Here is a 19833-nt window from a genome sequence, read left to right as displayed (position 1 = left end):
ACTCAGGCGCGGAAGGGCAACGGACGATGGCCGCGCTGGAAGGCTCGGGTCAGTCGATTCTGACGGCCTTTCGGGTGATAACCGTCCCTTCGCTCTCGAACCGCCAGAAGTAGATGCCCGGTGCAACGCGTCGGCCGCGATCGTCGCGGCCGTCCCAGGTCATGGTGTAGTAGGCAGGGGGCAGCGCGGAGTTGCAGAGGGTCCTTACGACGGCGCCGTTTGCGGAGCGGATGACCACGCTTGCCCGGGCAAGGTGCGGGATGCCGAACCGGATTGAAGCCAGTCCGCGCGCCGGGTCAGGGCGGGGTCGTTCGAGGGAGAAGACCTTTGGCATCCCGGACTGTTCGGCAACCCCGCCGTAGGGCGTTACCACAATCGACTCGCGGGACGCGTTGTTCCCTGCGTCCACGTCGGCCGCCAGCATGGTGGAGCAGGTTACGGGGAAACTCCCGAGCGCGAGCGGGGTCCAGTTCGGGAAGGCAACCGTGTCGGTCTTTCCTGCCGCCACCGTGACCGAGACCGTATCCGCATAGCCGGTGCCGATAGCGAGCCGCGTGTTGAAAGTCTCGCTGGCCGTTCCGAGGTTCTTGATAACGGCCCGCGGCGTGATCGTCGCGCCTGAGTCAACCGTGTCGGGCGGCGCCAGGAACTGGGTGCAGGCCACGTCCCGCACTCGCACCGTCACCGATCCCGGCAGAGTGTCGTTGGCGTGGACTTGGTCGCCCGTGAGGTTAGTCGAGCAGCGCGAGGCGTAGGTGCCGCGCTGACCTGCCGTCCAGTTGCTGAAGCTGACCAGAGCCGAGTCGCCGGCCGCGAGGCTCGTTACAGTCTGGGTGTTGGAGTAGCCGGAACTGATGCGGAAGGTGACCGGGAACGTTGCGGCACCCGTGCCGTAGTTCCTTACCCGAGCCTGCGGAGTGACAGTAGCACCGGAGTCGACCGTGTCGGGCGGCACGACAATAGCGGTCACGCCGACATCGGTTACGCGTACCGTCACCGTGCTTGAAAGCGTGTCGTTGTAGTGGTTCTGGTCGTTCGTCAGGGCGGTGGAGCAACGCGTGGCCAGCAAGCCGCGCGGGCCCGCAGACCAGTTGGCAAAGCTCACCAGCACCGAGTCACCGGAGGCGAGGTTGGTGACGGTCTGGGTGTTGGTGTAGCCCGCGCCTATGTGGAAGGTCACCGGGAAGGTCGCGGCGTGGGTCCCATAGTTCTTGACCCGCGCCTGCGGCGCGACCACCGTGCCGGAGTCCAGGGTGCCGACGGGCGCGACAAGCGCTAACACGCCGACGTCGACGGTCGGCGCAGGAGCAACATAGACCGTGCCGGACATGGTGTCGTTGGTCGGTACAGCATCGCTGGTGAGACCAGTGGAGCAGCTCTTGACGAAGCTGCCGCGCTGCACCGCGGTCCAATTGGCGAAGCTGACCATGATGGAGTCGCCGGCCGCGAGGCTCGTTACCGTCTGGGTGTTGGAGTAGCCGGAACTGATGCGGAAGGTGACCGGGAACGTCGCGGCACCCGTGCCGTAGTTTCTCACCCGCGCCTGTGGAGCTAAGACGGCACCCGAATCTACGGTATCGGGCGGCGCGACAATCGCCGTGACGCCCACATCGATTACCCGCACCGTCACGGTGCCCGAGAGCGTGTCGTTAGTGTGGACCTGGTCGCCGGTCAGGTTGGTCGAGCAGCGTGTGGCATAGGTGCCGCGCTGCCCTGCGGTCCAGTTGGCGAAGCTGACCAGAGCCGAGTCGCCGGATGCAAGGTTGGTGACGGTCTGGGTATTGTTGTACCCGGCACCAATGTGGAAGGTGACCGGGAATGTCACGGTGTTAGTCCCGCAGTTCTTCACGCGGGCCTGCGGGGTGATGGTCGATCCCGAATCCACTGTTCCGGTCGGGGCGATAATCGCTTTGACGCCGACATCTGTAACCCGCACCGTCACCGTGCCTGACAGAGTATCGTTGGCGTGGTTCTGGTCGTTCACCAAGGCGGTGGAGCAGCGCGTGGCCAGCAAGCCGCGTGGGGCTGCGGTCCAGTTGGTGAAGCTGACCAGAGCCGAATCGCCGGCCGCCAGGCTGGTCACGGTCTGGGTGTTGGTGTATAAGGCCCCGATGCGGAAGGTAACCGGGAAGGTCGCGGCGTGGGTTCCGTAGTTCTTGACCCGCGCTTGCGGCGCGACGACGGTCCCCGAGTCCACTGTGCCGGTCGGCGCGACAATCGCGGTCACTCCGACATTGGTCACTTGTACCGTCACGGTGCCCGAGAGCGTGTCGTTAGTGTGTACCTGGTCGCCCGTTAGCCCGGTCGAGCAGCGCTTTGCGAACGTGCCGAGCTGTGTCGGGGTCCAGGTGGAGAAGGACACGAGCGCCGAGTCACCGGATGCGAGGTTGGTGACGGTCTGGGTGTTGTTGTAGGTCGTACCGATACGGAAGGTTACCGGGAATGTTACGACATCGGTGCCGTAGTTCTTGACCCGAGCCTGTGGGGTGATGGTCGCTCCGGAGTCGACGGTGTCGGGAGGTACGAGTATTGCGGTCACACCAACGTTGGTCACTCGCACGGTCACCGAACCGGACAGTGTGTCGTTAGTGTGTACCTGGTCGCCGGTAAGGCCGGTCGAGCAGCGTGTGGCGTAGGTGCCGCGCTGGCCCGCGGTCCAGGAACTGAACGACACGACCACGGAGTCACCGGCGGCGAGGCTCGTGACGGTCTGTGTGTTGTTGTAGGATAAGCCGATACGGAACGTCACCGGGAATGTCGCTGCAACCGTGCCGTAGTTCTTGACCCGGGCCTGCGGGGTGACGCTCGAGCCGGAATCAACGGTGCCGGTCGGGGCAATAATCGCTTTGACCCCGACATCGGTGACCCGCACCGTGACCGTGCCACCCAGCGTGTCGTTGGAGTGAACCTGGTCCCCGGTAAGGGCGGTGGAGCAGCGCGTGGCCAGCACGCCGCGGGGAGACGCGCTCCAGTTGGCGAAGCTGACCAGAATCGAGTCACCGGATGCAAGGTTGGTAACGGTCTGGGTGTTGGTGTAGCTGCCGCCGATGCGGAAGGTGACCGGGAAGGTCGCGGCCTGAGTCCCGAGATTCCTGACGCGGGCCTGCGGTGTAATGACGGTGCCGGAGTCAACGGTGCCGGTCGGGGCAATGATCGTCCTGACGCCGACATCAGTCACCCGTACCGTCACCGAGCCGCCCAGCGTGTCGTTGGCGTGGTTCTGGTCGCCGGTGAGGGCGGTAGAGCAGCGCGTAGCGTAGGTGCCGCGCTGGCCCGCGGTCCAATTGGCGAAGCTGACAACAACCGAGTCGCCGTTCTTGAGGTTCGAGACGGTCTGGGTGTTGGTGTAGCCCGAGCCGATGTGGAAGGTAACCGGGAACGTCGTGGTGTCGATGCCGAAGTTCTTCACCCTTGCCTGTGGGGTGATGGTCGAGCCGGAGTCGACCGTGCCGGTCGGGGCGAGAATCACGGTCACGCCCACGTCATGCGGCCGGACCATCTTGGCCCGGGCATAGACGCCGACGTTGTAGTCAGGGATGCTGACCGGCGTGTCGGGCGACACGGCGGTAGCGTTCCAGACCAGGTGTTTGGCCGCGAAGTAGTTGATGGTGCCGGTCTTGCCGTCGGAGACGTCGTCTATCGCCCGCACAAAGACCGTGTCGGTCTGGCCGTCAGTGACGTACGGCTCGCCTTCGGTCATGTCGAAGACGATGTTGTGGTTCGGGAAGGACTGGTCGGTTCGCGGGTACCGCCACGCGCGGAAGTCCTTCGTCCACTTCGGCGCCGACGGACGGCCCACCCCCATGCGGATGCCGATCTTGTCGCGGGCCGGGTGGGTGATTTTCACCCGGCCGATCATGGTCGGGGTGTAGCCAACGAGGTCGTCGAGATACCAGCCGGACTGCTGGGAGAGCACCGAGTCGATGGCCGCCTTGTACGACATCCAGGCGTATCCGGACTGGCCCCAGCCTGTGCCCCAGGAGTTGATTATCCGGAAGGCGCCCGGGCCGTCGTGCGTGGTCAGAGTATCGTTGTAGCCGACGATGGTTATCGCATGTCCGCCCCGGTAGCTGCCCGCGGGAGTGTCGGCCACGCAGTACTTGTAGCCGAAGCTGTCAATCCTGTCCCAGTTGTGGTAGACCGAGATGCCGATGACCGTCGTCAGCCCGCTGTCGATGCGCTGCTTGGCCGTCTTGATGCCGTTCGTGTCCTTCATCCAGAACCAGTGACCGGTGCTGCCCCGGTTTGGGATGGCGTGGGCGTAGGCCGATTCCGACGGCCACGACGTGTAGTCGTTCTGGTTGTAGGGACAATCGGCTACGCTCGCACAGCCCTGGTCGGCAATCAGAGAGAACGCATCGGAGAAGCTCGACCCCTGGTCCGCGCCGCCGTCAATCTGGTTATAGACGAACGCGGCGCTGAACTCGTGGCTGGTCGTGGAGTCGTTCCAATGGTATTCGCGCCACTCGTAGTGAGTCTTCTGGTAGTATCCGACCGCCCAAGCGGTACAGGAGCCCTGTTGGCCCTGGTCGCCGACCGGCGGCATCTGGCTGGAGATGTCGCCCGAAACCGAGAAGGTGCGGGCGCCGCCCGGATGGGGCTTGTCCTGGATGAGCCAAGGAATCGTGCGCGGATCCTCACGAATCAGGCCGCACGGGTGCAGCGGGTATTGGGGAATCGGCGATTGGCGAGTCGCGGCCGACGAGCCGGCCGAGCCATTGCCGGGCGGCAGATTCGTGGGCAGTTGAGGCTGCGCCACGGCCCGGCCGATAAACACGGCGGCAAACACCAGGAGCCGGCGAAAACAGACATTGGGTTTCATGTGATTACCTCCCGACCAGGGAAGAGACTATGGCTGTAACTAAAACGGAAAGAATCACCTCCCAGTGTGGCGGCAGCGCCAACTGGCCGACAGCAGTCCGCGTACACGGACATTTCGTCACGTTAATATCCTAGTTGAACCCTGGAAATACGTCAACTAACTCCGAGGCGACCGACAGCGGGCCACGGACCGCATTGCGCCGGTGGAGAGCCGACATGAGGGCGCCAAGGCCCTCCGAATGGCTGCGTCCGACCGCATTGACTCGACAATCCGGACAGCAACGGGAGGAACAACTCGGGAGATAAGCCTCGGAGCAATCCGGAGAGCAACGGCCGGAGCTACCTCGGGATCAACCCGGACAGGAACCCGCAGGGTTGGTCGGGCCGCAACGCTCCGACCAACCCGGAGAGGAACCGGTGGAGCAACCCGTAGACTAACCCTGAGAGCAAGTTGGAGGGCAACCGGTAGACCAACCCGGCGAATTCCGGTGGAGGTTCACCCGGGAATTGCTGTGGAGGTAACCCCCCTGTCTACTGCCTACTGAATCCTGTCTACTATCTGCGGGGCAATCCCCTAGGTGGGGGTGTCAGTTTCTCGGCTTCAGGCCTAAAGCCACAAGCCGCAAGCAGATAACCTCAAAGACCAGCTCCCGGCGAATGATACGGATTTGTCTCATCGGCTCCGAAGTCGGTTCCCGCCCGCCGGCGGCACTCTGCCGTCGGCTGTAGGCGGCGAGCGGTCAGGTGCCCGCGCGTCAAGAATCGCCGTTTCGTCACCGGACTTGGGGCACCGTCGATGAGCAACGCGCGCGTTTGGCGTTCGCCTGCCTATCACCAACCGTTCGTTCGCATCCTCTTGACTCGCTCCCCCGCGCGACTTACAATCGACTCATCGATCGTGCGGAATTCCCGAAGTCCGCGGAACGCCACGAACCACAGACATTAAGGGCGGAGATGTGACAAAGAAGGTCTACGCTCCTGACCTGATCATTCTCCTGTCCGCTGTCTGCCTTACCTCAATTGCCTCCGCCCAGACGAGTTGGTGGAGAACCTATGGCGGGGCAGGCACTGACTACGGCAACTCGGTACAGCAGACTAGCGACGGTGGCTACATGATTGCGGGCGCCACGTGGTCTTTCGGTGCCGACAGCGGCGCTTTCTATCTCATCAAGACTAATGCTCACGGTAACATGCTGTGGTCTAGAATGTACGTCGGCCCAGGATACTGCGCTGGCTTGTCAGGTCAGCAGACTAGCGACGGTGGCTACGTAATCACCGGCTATGTCGAGTATTCCAAGAGCGAGTTTAAAGATGTCTATCTCGTCAAGACTAGTGCATCTGGCGATACACTCTGGACGCGAACCTATGGCGGGTATGTCGATGACTGGGGCAACTCAGTCCAACAGACCGTCGATGGTGGCTACGTCATCGCCGGCTATACCTGCTCATACGACGCAGGCGGCGGGGACTTCTACGTCATCAGGACCAATTCCCAAGGCGACACCCTATGGACCAGATCCTACGGTGGAACAGACTACGACGAGGCCAGCTCCATCCGACAGACCACCGACGGAGGCTATGTCATCACGGGCACAACCAATTCCTTCGGCGCTGGGTATTCTGACATCTACGTCGTCAAGACCAACGTCTCGGGTGAGACACTCTGGACAAGAACCTATGGCGGGACAAGTAACGATTGCGGTTGCTCCGTTCAACAAACCACTGACGGAGGCTACATCATTGTAGGCTTCACGGCCTCCTTTGGTTCAGGGGTCTACGACCACGTCTTCCTCATCAAGACCGATGCTCAAGGAGACACGCTCTGGACCAGAACCTACGGCGGACCGCTGTACGATGCAGGCAACTCCGTCCAACAGACGACTGATGGCGGCTACATCGTCGCAGGTTATGCCTACTCGTCCCTCGGTCAAGGGCACGACGTTTATCTCATCAAAACCAATTCTCAAGGCGACACACTCTGGACCAGAACCTATGGTGGGACGGGATATGACGAGGCCCGCTCCGTCCAACAGACCTTGGATGGTGGCTACATAGTCAGTGGCACGTACGAGGACAGCGCGCCAGACGGCGATGATGTCTATCTCATCAAGACCGATTCGCTGGGCAACGTCGGCGTCGCGGAGCCTCTGACCGGGCACGCCTTGAGGCCAACTCATTTTCTGGTTCGGCCCAATCCGTTCACTTCCTTTGCCCGAGTCCCGGGGCATGAGACCGAACTCTTCACTCTGTCGGACGTCACCGGCCGGCAGGTCGCTGTGTGCAATGGCGACAGAATTGGTGCCGGCCTCCGGCCCGGAGTCTACTTCTTGTCACCAGCCGGCCCGAGGGCCGGCACGTCGGCTACCGCGACTATCGTCAAGACGGCCTTCTGATATCCGCCCGGCCGTTAGTTGATTGGAGATTGACGTCTGTAGATTGATGCGGCGGGTCAGGCCGATTTGCCGAGCTGGATGAGGACGACAGAAATGACGGTCAGGGCGATACCGAGCCAACTGCGGACGCCGACCTTCTCTTTCCACAAGACCACACCGGCCACGGCCAGCAGGCCGACCTCACCGGCGGCAATCACCGGGTAGACCACGAGCCCGGGCAGGCTCGAGAGCGCCAGAACGAGGAAGAGGTAGTTGCCGAAATTGGCTGAGCCGAGCAGGGTACCCCATTTGAGCGTATCTCTCTGCAGCCCTGGCCGGCGTACGTAGTAGAGCAGCGTGGTGACAAAGAATGCGGATACGAAGATAACCGTCTGGAACGGCATGGTTTCGTTTGTGGGCATTCCCTTGCTGAAGACGAGCGCCGGGATCATCGTGAGCCCCTCGACAAGAAAGAGCAGCACGAGCCAGAGCCGGGAAGGGAGACTTGAGATTCTAGATTCTAGGTTGGAGATTGCCGGGCTTGGGACACGATCCGGATTGTCGGACAATCCGGTCATGTCCCCGCCCTCGGCCCCTGCGTGTCTGGGTGTCCTGGTGGTTGAGTTCAGGGATTGGGGGTCAGGGGTCAGAGACTGGGGAGGAGTCGGAATTCCGGAGTTCGAAACCTTGGCGGTCTTGGCGTCCTTGGCGGTTGTCTCTTCTCCGACGGGCGTTTCACGCCTGGCGACATCGTACAGGACGAGCGCGAGCGCAAGCAGGGCCACGAAGCTGCCGGCTATCTCGAGCATTGAGGGTTGTTCGTGCCAGATGAACACGGCCGCGAGGAGCGGGATGACAACGGCCGTGCGCATCGCCACAACTGAATGGGCAAGCCCGGCTGCCTGTATCGCGCGAGCCCAGATGAGGAGGCCGGCAACGAAGAGAATGCCGGTGACGGCCGCAAGCATTGCTGCGGGACCCGAGATGTGGGCTTGTCCGAGCGCGACTGTGGCGAAGAATCCGATAACTGCCGCGACCGCGTAGTTGATGCGGATAAGACTCAGGCGCTCGAGCGAGAGGGCGTCTGCCCGTTTGAGCACGAGTCCCATGCCGACCGCCGACGCGACCTTGAAAAGGAGATAGACCACGGGGAAGTATCCTCGCCGCGGTTGGCGCGTCAAGCGCGGGAAGGTCGGCCAGGAACACCGAGACATGAAGACGAAGGGATGAAACAGGAAGGGCTGAAGCCCGAAGGGCCAAACCAGGAAGCCGGAGCTGGCGCTCATCCTTCATCCCTCAGCCTTCATCCTTCCCGTAGTTGGCGCTCTCGGCGTCCTTGGCGGTAGTCTTCTTGTTCCGGCTGGCCGGCTTGCATGTCGTCCGGGTTCGGGTATATTGGGCGCGTGATTCCCACCAATGTGCTCAGGCAGGCCACCCGTTTTCATGGCCATCTGGGGCCATGGCTGGTGCTCGGCCTCAAGGCCGGCACCTACGCCCGGCGGAAGCTGGCGGCCTCGCCGTTCGAGCTGAGAGCCCGGGTTTCTTGCCCCGCCGGTACTCCGTACACCTGCTTCGTGGACGGCGTCCAGTTCAGTTCCGGCTGCACTATGGGCAAGGGGAACATCAGCCACGTCCGAGCGAAGGGCTGCAGGGTCGAGTTCATGCGCGACGGAGAGGGAAGCGGGGTTCGACGCACAACCGAAGTCAGAGGTCAGAAGTCAGATGGCAGAAGTCAGAAGTGTGGAGCGGGACGAATTCACCTGACCTTGCGGCCTGAGGTGTGGGAGGAGCTTCACGCTGGGCCGGATGAGGGAATGGCCGGAGCGGCCCGGTTGGGGCGCGAGTTCGCCCGACGGCGGCTGGAGGATCTGTTTACCGAATGAGCCATGGCCGGCCAACCGCGGCTCTACTAGCTGCGTCAAACAGAACTTATGCGCTGGCTTCGTAACCTCGTCCGCGACTGGGGCCCGGTAATCATCGCTGTCCTGCTCATCCGTTCCTTCCTGGTTGAGGCGTTCATGGTGCCGACCGGCTCGATGCTCAACACCATTCTCATCGGCGACTTCATGCTCGTGAACAAGTTCGTCTACGGAGTGAGGCTGCCTTTCACCGACAGGACGATCGTGCATGTGTCGAGCCCGAAGCGCGGGGACATTGTTATCTTTCGGTTCCCGCTGGACCCGGACGTGCCGCCGGGGGCGAGCCGCATCTTCCCCGCCCAGCTTCCGCTGTTGCCTTTGTTCTGGAACAGCTCCAAAGGTTTCTTCCAGTGGTACACGCCGCTCTCCCTGATTAAGCGCTGCGTCGCGGTAGCCGGCGACACGGTCGAGTACCGGGACAAACAGCTCTACGTGAACGGCAAGCAACAGGTCGAGCCCTACGTGCAGCACGTTGATGGAAGGACATTCCCCGGTCTGCCTAAGCTCAGCGATTACCAGCGACGATGGGAGCGGCACGATTTCTTCCGTACCGAGCTTTCCGCCTATGTCCGCGACCAGTTCGGCCCGATCGTGGTTCCATCGGGGTGTATCTTCGTCATGGGTGACAATCGAGACAACTCGGAGGACGCGCGGTTCTTCGGCCCGCTCGATCTGCGCCACATCCGGGGCAAGCCGCTGGTCATGTACATGTCCACGGCCGCGGCCGGGTATCCCATAAACATTCCAAAGATGGCGCTCTCGCCGTGGGCCATCCGGTTCAACCGCATCGGCCGGCTCGTTCGTTAACGCCCTCAGGCGCGCAATCGACGCAAGCAAGTCTCAATGTGCTTGCCACGACGGTCTGCCATCTTGCATCTTGTGTCTTGCACCTTGCACTTTGACCCCTCCTGTCCTATACTGACCGTCTGTGCTGACAACTGACCCAGGCGCTAAGCTGTGAAGGGCGGGCTCGGCTGGCTGCGTAATCTCGGCCGCGAGTGGACGCCGGTGATCATCGCGGTCCTGCTCATCCGCTCGTTCGTGGTCGAGGCGTTCATGGTGCCGACCGGCTCGATGCTCAACACCATTCTCATCGGCGACTTCATGCTCGTGAACAAGTTCGTCTACGGGGTGAAGCTGCCGTTCACCGACAAGACCATTATCCCGGTTTCGAGTCCGAAGCGGGGGGACATCATCGTGTTCCGTTTCCCGGTCGACACCGACGACCCGCAGCCGCCGGAGCGCTACGCAAGGCTGTTTCCCCGCTGGCTGCCGCTGCTGCCGCTCTTCTGGGACAGTCGGGCTCACTTTTTCACATGGTACGTGCCCCGCAATTTCATCAAGCGCTGCATCGCCGTCGCCGGCGACACGGTCGAGTACCGGAACAAGGAGCTATACGTGAACGGCAGGCTGCAGGCCGAGCCGTACGCAGTGCACACGGACTCTCGGACGCTGCCCGGTTTCGAACCCACACCGCCGCAAGCCGATTTCCAAAGAGCCTGGGAGGAACGGGGGTTCTACGAGTCCGACTATTCCGCCTACGTGCGAGACCAGTTCGGGCCGGTGGTAGTGCCGGCCGGGCACGTCTTTGCTATGGGTGACAATCGCGACAATTCCGAGGACGCCCGGTTCTGGGGTCCGCTCGACCTTCGCTACCTGCGCGGCAAGCCGCTGGTAATCTACTTTTCGTCCGACGCGGCACCGAACATCGCCCGCGTAATTCTCTCGCCGTGGGCCATCCGGTTCAGCCGCATCGGCCGAATCGTCAGGTAAGAGAAGGTCGAAGTTGTAAGGACCATGGACGTATCAAGCCGTAAGTCCAAAGTCCTGGGTCAGACGTGGTGATTTACTGACCTGTCCGTCTGGCTTTGTCCCTGGGACTCTGCCTTTCATGCTTGCAGTTTGACCATCTCACTTCAGGTCCGGCTCGCACTTTTCCGGTGCGTCCAGGAACCGAATGTCAATCCGGTTGCCCGAAATGCTCTTGACCGTGAATGGTATCGAGGTTGTGCATCGGTCAATCCGGGCAAGCAGCTGCTGCGATGACTCTTCCGATATCACCTCGACCACCGCCGATTGTCCGTCGAGTGAGCTGGTCACCACCGAGTCGATTCCGGGGGCCTCGCTCCGTATGATCGACTTGAACAGCTCGACGCGCTGGTAGTCGGCGTTGTCGGCGTGAATCTCGGTGATAGTTGACGGGGCCTTCCAGTTGTCGAGTATTCTCGCCGCCAGTTCGGCCGCGGCTGAGTCGGCGGCGCGCTTACGCACGGAATCCGCACCAGACGGGGACTCGACAAGCATCTCGCTCGAACCCAGAACTCTGGTGGTCGCGGCGTCTACCGCCCGGGCCGAAAGCTCGATTCTGAAGACATCGGTCGGTTTGCTGCCCGCGGTCCGGTGTTCGCTCGACTGCTGCACCGTACCGGCTACAACTACCTCCGCACCGGAGCGACGCCCGACCTTGCTCGCGGCCGGGTCGTCGCCTTGGAGGATTCGGAGCAGTTCGTCTTTGTTCAGCGCCTGCATCACTGTGGCCTCGTCCACAACCGGGAAGCCGCGGGAGTGGAATGCTTGTGAGGTCAGCGCCTCGGTCACCCCGGGCCGGAGCATCTCGTCGGTGACGGCAACGATGCCTTCCTTGGGGATGTCCCTGACCAGGACTACGATGGTCGGTCGGCTGAGACCAACGGGGAGTTGCTCGGTTTCCGGCGCGCCGGGGGACGTCTGCGGTCCGGTCATGGTCGGGGGAACGGGCTGAGTCCGCGCCGGGCTCTGGGACGCGGGCGGGGCCATGCAGGCGGAGACAAGAACGACGCAGCAGACGGCACATAGTACGCCGACAGCGCCGGCTCGCATTCGGACTCCAGTATTCCTGCGTCCTTCACTATGCGTCTTGCGCGTCATGGAGCCCTGCTACATTGCCAGCCTGACGAGAACGCGGCCCGTGCCGACCAGGAACTGGATGGCGTTCTTAAACGACATCACCTTGTCCGCGTCCGTCTTGCCGAGGACGATGTCCGTGCCGAGCTTGCCGCGTACTCCTTTGACCTTGAGCACCAGCGGTGGGCGGGCGAAGTCGGGTCTGGAAAGAACCTGCTCAAGCTTGGCGACATACTGCACCACGTAGTTTCCGGACACATCCGGGTTTGTCAGGCAGTCGCGCAGGTCGAGCAGCAGGTTTCCGCTCTCGTCGTATATCTTGGGGGAGAGCGACGGCTTGAGGGCGGTGTTTGCACCGTCGAGGACCAGGCCGGAATATCGACGCAGGAAATCTTGCGACGAGTCGGAGACTTCTCCGGTGTCGGCTGCGCCTGCCGGCGTGTCCGCCGCGGGCAATGAGGTGAGTGCGTTCTCAATGCCGACCGCGCCATACAGGTCGCACTCAAGCTCGACTTCGACGGTCCCGCCCGTGGAATCGTAGGTGGCCGGGCCGCCCGGGCGTGCACCCTTGACGATGGCTCCAACGAGCCAGGACACGGTGTCGTGTTCGGCCATGAGATCCTGGAGCCGGTTGTCGGAGTCAACCCGGAGGCCTTTGACAATCTCGAGCAGGTTGCGTTGAGCGACGGTGACTGCGGCTTGCTCGGCCGTCTGCCACGCCTGGTTTCGGTCGGGGTTGCCCGGGTCGAGTACGCCGGCTCCCCGGGCACGGACAGTCATGCCGGACCAGTCGACGGCGCCGCCCGGTACAAGTTCCTCCACTTCTCCCGGAACGGAGACCTGGCCGACCGGCGTGGGCGCTTCGAACCTGGCCTTGGCTGCGGGAGTCGCTGCGGTGGCGATAGCTCCGGGCGGGACGCTGGCAGCTCTCGTTGCAGGGCTGGCCAGAACCAGCAGTGCCAGGCAGGGAAGCAGGAATCGTCGGCGCGGGAAGAGGTGTTCGGGGTTCATGTCTTAGCGGGACTGACCCTTTCCGTTCTGGATGAGCGGCGCAAGTGCCATGTCGAGAGCGCCGGAGAGCGCTGCGTCCGGCCCGTCAAAGCTCGATCCCTGGCCCTCCGCATAGTAAAGCACTTCGGCATTCCTGACCGATATGATTTTCACGAAGAGCTTGGCCTCGCGCTGTTCTGGGTTGTCTTTGAAGAAGTCGTTGTGTTCGAGCCTGGTTACGTCGACCGTCACAACTGCCTCGGCGCCCATCGATTGGCCAAGACGACGCACGTCACGTGGTTCCAGGATGCGGGGGCCGCCGGACCACTGTTCCTGCAGAATCCGCATGACCTCGGTGCGATCGATGAGAACGAAGCAGCCGGGTTTCATCATGAGGAGCCCGGCGCGGTCGTAGAGGCTGGACAGCTCTTCGTCGCCGTTGTGCGGAGGCAGGACGGCTATGCGCCATGTGCGGTCGAGCTTGAAATCGGGCGCAATGCTGTAGGATTGGTTGGCTTGCTGCATCTGCTGTATCGTCGCGGAGCTGCAGCCGGCAGCCGCCGCGGCAAGCAGCAACAGCGCGCCGAGGTTCATTGATCTTCCAGTCATCGGACATGCTCCCTTCGGTGAGATTGGACCAGAGATTATCAATTGCGCGGGGGCTGGTGTCAAACCGGGCGCGCTGGCGCGGCCCGGAGCAGAGTCATCGGTGCTTTCCGTCCGACCGCAGTTGTGCTCCGGCCCCGATCACCGCGAGCACCAGCCAGCAGACAATCATCAGGCCGTAGAGTGCCGACGGCCTTCCGGCTCCGGCGGTGCGGTGGTGAAACTTGAGCAGCTCGGCCGCCCCGAAAACGATGCCCCAGCTGCCGACAAGAGCCGAGAGGATGGAAACCAGCGGCCGTTCAAGCAGGAGGGTCAGGATGCCACCGACCATCGCGGCGATCACGCGTATGAGCATCGGGTGGTGCCAACCGGCTGCGGTGATAATTACACCCGCGAGCAGCGCTCCCGCGCCTGCGCCGAGCAGGAATACGCCGAACTTGTAGACCGCAGTCGCCAGGACTGCGAAAAGTACCCCGCACACCACGCCGACAACGACGGCAAAGACGTGGCTCGTGTGGGGCATGAGCCTGGCGACTGACAGACCGAGCACGAGTCCGACCCCGAACCCGGCCAGCGCGAGCGTGAGTCGCAGCAGCCGGTACCCGAAGAAGCAGACGACAAAGCCAGCGAGCAGAAGCGCGAACGGCGACAGGGTAGTAATCAAGCGCATCGACACCTCACCGTAATGACTCAAGAGTTCGGGGAATCAGGTGACGAAGTGCGGGGTGCGGAGTCGCTGCCAGAAAGGATAGGGCCGGCAATGGCCGCTTCGTGCTCAGCGCCTTCGGTGTGGATGTGCGTGGTCGCAGTCTGTCCAAGGTGTCTGAGCATATGTGGTGAAGAAGGCCAAGTCAAGTCGTTGGCATCCGTCAGGACCTGAAACGTCCGTCGGTTCACGGCGTCTAATACAGCAAATCATAGCTAGCGCTTAGGAGGTAAATATGGCTAGAAACATAACGACGTGGGATCCCCTTCGTGAAGTCAGCACGATGCGGGAAGATATGGAACGATTATTCGACTCGATGCTGGGCCGCTATCCTCGTGAACGCGAGCAGGCGCTGTGGGCGCCCGCCGTGGACGTCGAGGAAACAAGCGAAGCCGTGATCGTCCGCGCCGAGCTTCCCGGCATGAAACGGGAAGACATCAAGGTGAGGGTCGCGGAAGATACGGTGACGATCAGCGGCGAGCGGAAGTATGAGGCTGAGCAGAAAGACCGTACGTTCCACCGCATTGAGCGTGCATACGGCTCATTCCAGCGTACGATCGTGCTGCCGGTAAGCGTGCAGGGCGACAAGGCCGCGGCCAGCTACAAGTCCGGCGTCCTAGAACTCAACCTGCCCAAAGCGGAGAGGGTCAAGACGCGCGAAATCACAGTCGAAAGCAAGGACTGATAACGACTTAGTCGAGGGTGCGGTCCGCGTAACGTGGGCCGCACCGTTTCCGTGCTTGACCCAGTGCCGGATTCGTGTTCTAATAGAGCTGTCGGTGGACTACGTATGATCCGGTCGTATCAAGTTCCAATCCAGGCGCACTAGAAGGGCGACCAGGATGGTTTGTCCCGCGTGTGGCTCGCCCAATCCCCGCATGGCGCGGTTCTGCCGTACGTGCGGGGCCGCTCTGTCCGATTTACGCAGGAGCCGTTTCAGGTACGAGCGGCAGGTCCTCCGGCGCGCCCGGCCTGCGCCCATTCAGCCCAGGCCACAGACCAAGACTCCCAGCACCATCGGCCTTGTCCTCGGTCTATTATCTCTCACGCCGGCGACATTCGTAGCCGGGATACCTGCGATTATCATGTCCACTCTTGCGCTCAGGTTGCGCATGCCCGGCCGTGGAAGGGCCTACACCGGACTGGTAACCGGCGCGATCGGGACGCTGATACTCACGTTCGTGATGCTGCCGCCCCTATTAGCCTGGCAGCGTGGGCTTCGCCGGATTGCCGTGCTGGAACAGAACATGCAGTCCTATCGGGCCGCGCTGGAAGACTACGCCGCCAAGAATGACGGGGGCTATCCGAAGTCGGGCATCTCATGGGAAAAGGAGGACGAGGACGGGATGGTACTGCACTTCAAGGCCCGCAGCGGGCTTCTCAGCGGCATTCCGTTCAACCCCTACACCCACGAGCGCTATCGCAAAGGCAAAGACTTCTTCTACTGGCCCGAAAGCCTGACCGAAGCCGGGTTGGGTGCGGCAGTCTCACGCACCGACTCCGGTTGCCCGTACGTCGGAATGGCCGCGCCCGGCGGCGTGCCGGGTACCATTATTGTCCTGGGTTGGTCACCGCCTGAGGAGCGGGGCTCGCCGACCGAGTATGCCATTGTGGGTTACGGCCGCAGTACCGCTGAACCGCTATCGGTTCACGGTGGACAGACCTTCTTCGTCCTGCACAACTGAGACCAGACACGTCCGGTCGCTGCCTTGGATGCAATGACTTGACAATCTCGGAAAAGCCACCTATCCTATCCATCTAGACGACAGGAGACACGAATGAGAACGGTAGCGTTAGTCACGGTGATTGTGGCCCTTGCCAGCTTGTCCTGCGCCGGCCACGCGCGTGTGCAGACGTCGACGACAAATACGAAATGGCCGAAGGAAGCGCTGGAAACTCTGACTCCGGACGAGTTGGCGCAGTTCATCAAGGCCTTGCCGGCATTCAGCGGGGCCCTGAAGGCCGCGAAGTGGTCGAACCCTAATACCAAGGAAGTCGATGACCAGCTCGGCACCCTGAGCAGGATGGTAGAGAGCATGAACGTGCCTGGCATCAACGACTCGCTCAGGCCATACGGAGGTTGGACTAAGGTCCGCCCGACGCTCTACAAGGTATTCGCGGCAACGGCTGCGGTCTTTGTTGGTCGACAATCGCCCCAATTCATAGAAGGGTTGAAGCAGGACACCACGGAGCGCGGCAGGCACACTCTCAAGAACTTCGAGTTCTTCAAGACCGTTTGTGCGCAGATACCCGAGTCAAACAAGCAGCTGGTAGCTCAGCACCAGAATGATCTGCAACCTTTGGGTTCCCTTGGCAACTAGGAGTAAGTCACGCCAACCACCAAACCAGCAGCAGAATCTCAAGCTGGCCCGTCAATAGTGGCAGCAGCAAAGGGTTGTTATAGATAGGGTCTAGTAATTTATAGATACTAGCTGCGCGGTGATGGCTGCGGGCTTGATGGCGAGTACCCACTCCGGTCGTTATTGCGTAACACGAAAGAAGCCGACCGGCAATTCTAGAAGGTTACACTTGGGCCAGAACTAGAATGCGCGTCGTGCAGCAATCGCGTAGCCGCCATTGCGGGCCTTGGATTCCAACCGAGTGCCTCATCCCGGAACTGACTCGGTCTCGGCATCGTTATGCCTCTGCCTGACAACTCGAAGAACATGCTGTGTGCTACTGCGCGCATGCAGAACGATCGAACGCCCCCCTACGCGGGGTCCCTGCACCAGCTCGCACTCGGCCGGGCGCGGCCGCTGGGGGCAGTTTGCTTGGTCCGGTCGGCTCGTGATCGATCTGTCTCGACTTGGCTCGTCCGCAGCGATTTGACAGTGGCCGGAATCCCTCTATCCTGTCCGGTTTGTTAGAAAGGAGTAACAATGCGAGAAGCAACACTACTTACGTTAGCCGCGGTCCTTACGCTCTTCGGCTGTGCTCGCAAGGCGACGACTTCGTCCGCGAAGTGGCCGGCTGAGGCATACGGTAACTTGACTGAGGCCGAAATGGCCCAGTTTATCAAGATTCTGCCGACGTTCAGCGCCGCCGCGAAGGCGGCGGCTTGGAAGCCGCCCGCCAAGGGGAACGAGGGCGCAGTCGGTTTGCTCGCTCCCTTGGTCGAGGGCATGAACGTGGCGGGCATGGATGAGTCGTTGAAGAAGGTTGGCTCGGACTGGAAGTCGGTGCGACTGATTCTGTACAAGATAATGGCCGCACATACCGCTTCGGCGGTTGACGCATGGCCCCCGGGTTTTCTTGACCAAGTGAAGAAGGACACAAGCGCGGGCGCCAAGAAGGCCTATCCGGACATGCTGAACATAAAGGCGGTGTGCGCCAGCGTGCCGGCTGCAAACAAGGAGATAGTGAAGAACCACGAGCAAGACCTGATGCCGCTCCGGACGCTCAACCGCTGACCGACGTCGCTAGCGAGGTCGCCGAGAGCGCTGTTGCCTGGAGCGTTGTCCGGTCGGCGAGGTGCTCTGCCGGTTGTGGTGTCTAGTGATTTATGGATGCCCGGCACCGCACGACTACCTGCAACCCCAAGAGCGGGTGCGAAGTCTATGTTAATGCGCAACCCGAAAGGAACCTGAGTCTATGGAAGAATTGAAAGACGACATCAAGCGAGTGCACGAAGAGATTGAGCGCGAGAGCCTCTTCGTCCAGGCAATCACGAACGAGGTCGGCAAAGTGATTGTCGGCCAGAAGTATCTGGTCGACCGGCTCTTGGTTGGGCTGCTGGCGAATGGTCACGTGCTCATCGAGGGCGTGCCGGGACTGGCGAAGACCTACGCGGTAAAGACGCTGGCCCGAGCGATTGCCACCACGTTCCACCGGATACAATTCACACCCGACTTGCTTCCTGCCGATATCACCGGCACCCAGATATACAACCAGCGCACCGGCGAGTTCACCTCGCGCAAGGGTCCGGTGTTCGCCAACCTCGTGCTGGCAGACGAAATCAACCGCGCCCCGCCCAAGGTGCAGAGCGCTTTGCTGGAGGCGATGCAGGAACGTCAGGTCACGATCGGTGAAGACACGTTCAAGATTGAGGATCCGTTCCTCGTGCTGGCTACCCAGAACCCGATCGAGCAGGAAGGCACTTATCCGCTCCCTGAGGCACAAACGGATCGGTTCCTGCTGAAGCTGCGCGTCGGCTACCCGAGCAAGGAAGAAGAGAAGCAGATCGTTGACCGGATGACAACCGGCGTAGAGCCGACGGCATCGCCCGTTGTCGAGCCGGCCGCCATCATCCGCGCCCGGTCGCTCTGCACGCGGATATACGTGGATGAGAAGCTGAAGGACTACATACTGAGCATCGTCTTCGCGACCCGGCAGCCGAAGGATTACAACCTCGCCGACCTCGCGCCGCTGCTTCGGTATGGTGCTTCGCCCCGGGCTTCAATCTACCTGCTGACCGCCGCCCGGGCAATGGCGTTCCTGCGCCGGCGCGGGTTCGTGATTCCCGAGGACATCAAGGAACTGGCGCCGGATGTCCTCCGGCACCGCCTGATTCTGAGCTACGAGGCCGAGGCCGAGGAACTGACGACCGACGACGTCGTGAAGCGGGTGCTCGAAGGCGTCGAAGTGCCGTGAGGCCCGGCCCAGGAAAACCAACAAAGCAGACCGGCCGTAACGTGAAGCGGCCGGATACTGCTGGTCGCTCGCATATTCGCCAGATAGAGATACGTACGCGGCGGCTGGTCAATACTCTCTTCTCCGGCGACTACAAGTCATCCTTCAAGGGCCGGGGCATCGAGTTCCTCGACGTGCGCGAGTACCTGCCCGGAGATGACGTGCGGACGATAGACTGGAAGGTGACGGCGCGATTCGGCCGGCCCTACGTAAAGAAGTATGCCGAGGAACGCGAGCTGGTTGTCATCCTGCTCGTGGATGCATCGGGCTCGGACCGGTTCGGGACGAAGCGGCTGTTCAAGCTGGAGCAGGCCGCGCAGGTGGCGGCCACGCTTGCTTTCTCCGCCATCCGCAACAACGACAAGGTCGGGCTGGTTTTCTTCACCGACCATATCGAGAAGTACGTGCCGCCCAAGAAGGGCCGGGTTCACGTTCTCCGTTTGATTCGTGACATCCTCTACTTTGAGCCGGAACGCTGCGGCACGGACGCCAAACAGGCTCTCGAATTCCTGATGCACGTACTCAAGCGCCGGTCGATTGTCTTTCTGATCTCCGACCTGATGGGAGAATCATATCGACCCGAGACAATCCGGCAGCCGCTCGGCATCGTCGCCCGCAAACACGACCTCGTCGTGGTCTCAGTCAGCGATCCGGCTGAGAAGGAGTTGCCCAAACTGGGGCTCGTTGAGATGGAGGATGCCGAGACGGGCGAGCTCGCCACTGTGGATACATCCGACCCCGTACTCCGGAAGCGCTTTGCCGCAGCTCAGGCTTCGCGGCAGGAGGCGGCGGAGAAGCTGTTCCGGCAGCTCGGCATCGACCACATTCCGGTCTCGACTGCCGAGGACTTCACCAAGAAGCTGCACCAGTTCTTCCAGAAGCGGGCGCGGAGATACAGGTAGGAGAG

16 protein-coding genes are annotated in these 19833 nt (G+C 61.9%); 10 read left to right on the top strand and 6 right to left on the bottom strand.

Translation table 11 applies throughout. The annotated features are described in order from the left end of the window. Positions 1–49: 49 nt before the first annotated feature. A complete protein-coding gene (locus VMH22_14270; protein ID HTW92853.1) occupies positions 50–4822 on the bottom strand; it encodes a CARDB domain-containing protein in 4773 nt (1590 codons plus the stop codon). A 955-nt stretch (positions 4823–5777) separates the two neighbouring features. Between VMH22_14270 and VMH22_14265 the strand changes: the two genes are divergently transcribed. Then, the gene (locus VMH22_14265; protein ID HTW92852.1) at positions 5778–7214 is read left to right on the top strand and encodes a hypothetical protein; all 1437 of its coding nucleotides are present in this window, start codon (positions 5778–5780) and stop codon (positions 7212–7214) included. A gap of 56 nt (positions 7215–7270) precedes the next feature. Here the strand turns inward: VMH22_14265 and VMH22_14260 are convergent, their stop codons facing one another. After that, on the bottom strand, positions 7271–8341 hold the full coding sequence (locus tag VMH22_14260; GenBank protein ID HTW92851.1) for a hypothetical protein: 1071 nt from the start codon (positions 8339–8341) through the stop codon (positions 7271–7273). Positions 8342–8596: 255 nt separating this feature from the next. On the opposite strand from VMH22_14260, the gene VMH22_14255 reads away from it, so the two are divergent. The 3 genes from VMH22_14255 to lepB (VMH22_14245) all read left to right on the top strand — a co-directional run bounded on the left by VMH22_14255 (position 8597) and on the right by lepB (VMH22_14245) (position 10885). After that, complete coding sequence (locus tag VMH22_14255; protein ID HTW92850.1) at positions 8597–9076, top strand: formylmethanofuran dehydrogenase subunit E family protein; 480 nt, start codon at positions 8597–8599, stop codon at positions 9074–9076. A 48-nt stretch (positions 9077–9124) separates the two neighbouring features. Further along, positions 9125–9919: a signal peptidase I gene (lepB, locus tag VMH22_14250; protein ID HTW92849.1), complete on the top strand. Its 795-nt coding sequence runs from the start codon at positions 9125–9127 to the stop codon at positions 9917–9919. Positions 9920–10069: 150 nt separating this feature from the next. Continuing rightward, entirely contained in the window at positions 10070–10885 is an 816-nt protein-coding gene (gene lepB, locus VMH22_14245) for a signal peptidase I (protein ID HTW92848.1), read from the top strand. Positions 10886–11023: 138 nt separating this feature from the next. Here lepB (VMH22_14245) and VMH22_14240 read toward each other — a convergent pair whose 3' ends face one another. The 4 genes from VMH22_14240 to VMH22_14225 all read right to left on the bottom strand — a co-directional run bounded on the left by VMH22_14240 (position 11024) and on the right by VMH22_14225 (position 14261). After that, positions 11024–11971 carry a hypothetical protein gene (locus VMH22_14240; GenBank protein ID HTW92847.1) on the bottom strand — a complete coding sequence of 316 codons (948 nt, stop codon included), beginning with the start codon at positions 11969–11971 and terminating at the stop codon, positions 11024–11026. Between the two features lie 57 nt (positions 11972–12028). Continuing rightward, positions 12029–13006: a hypothetical protein gene (locus tag VMH22_14235; protein HTW92846.1), complete on the bottom strand. Its 978-nt coding sequence runs from the start codon at positions 13004–13006 to the stop codon at positions 12029–12031. A gap of 3 nt (positions 13007–13009) precedes the next feature. Next, positions 13010–13594, bottom strand: a complete 585-nt coding sequence (locus VMH22_14230) for a hypothetical protein (protein ID HTW92845.1) — start codon at positions 13592–13594, stop codon at positions 13010–13012. Positions 13595–13688: 94 nt separating this feature from the next. Continuing rightward, the gene (locus tag VMH22_14225) at positions 13689–14261 is read right to left on the bottom strand and encodes a DUF4203 domain-containing protein (GenBank protein ID HTW92844.1); all 573 of its coding nucleotides are present in this window, start codon (positions 14259–14261) and stop codon (positions 13689–13691) included. 271 nt (positions 14262–14532) lie between these two features. Between VMH22_14225 and VMH22_14220 the strand changes: the two genes are divergently transcribed. The 6 genes from VMH22_14220 (at position 14533) to VMH22_14195 (ending at position 19828) form a co-directional block, all read left to right on the top strand. Further along, the gene (locus VMH22_14220; protein ID HTW92843.1) at positions 14533–14982 is read left to right on the top strand and encodes an Hsp20/alpha crystallin family protein; all 450 of its coding nucleotides are present in this window, start codon (positions 14533–14535) and stop codon (positions 14980–14982) included. Between the two features lie 400 nt (positions 14983–15382). Further along, positions 15383–15982 carry a hypothetical protein gene (locus VMH22_14215; protein ID HTW92842.1) on the top strand — a complete coding sequence of 200 codons (600 nt, stop codon included), beginning with the start codon at positions 15383–15385 and terminating at the stop codon, positions 15980–15982. A 93-nt stretch (positions 15983–16075) separates the two neighbouring features. Next, on the top strand, positions 16076–16618 hold the full coding sequence (locus VMH22_14210) for a hypothetical protein (GenBank protein HTW92841.1): 543 nt from the start codon (positions 16076–16078) through the stop codon (positions 16616–16618). A gap of 558 nt (positions 16619–17176) precedes the next feature. Further along, positions 17177–17707, top strand: a complete 531-nt coding sequence (locus VMH22_14205) for a hypothetical protein (GenBank protein HTW92840.1) — start codon at positions 17177–17179, stop codon at positions 17705–17707. A gap of 190 nt (positions 17708–17897) precedes the next feature. Next, positions 17898–18887: a MoxR family ATPase gene (locus VMH22_14200; GenBank protein ID HTW92839.1), complete on the top strand. Its 990-nt coding sequence runs from the start codon at positions 17898–17900 to the stop codon at positions 18885–18887. A 41-nt stretch (positions 18888–18928) separates the two neighbouring features. Beyond that, positions 18929–19828, top strand: a complete 900-nt coding sequence (locus tag VMH22_14195) for a DUF58 domain-containing protein (protein ID HTW92838.1) — start codon at positions 18929–18931, stop codon at positions 19826–19828. Positions 19829–19833: the final 5 nt, after the last annotated feature.

The sequence above is a fragment of the bacterium genome (assembly GCA_035505375.1).
Classification (GTDB): domain Bacteria; phylum Hydrothermota; class Tepidihabitantia; order Tepidihabitantales; family Tepidihabitantaceae; genus UBA2258.
Note: the sequence above shows the minus strand (reverse complement) of the source record. Positions and strands in the feature narration are given on the sequence as shown.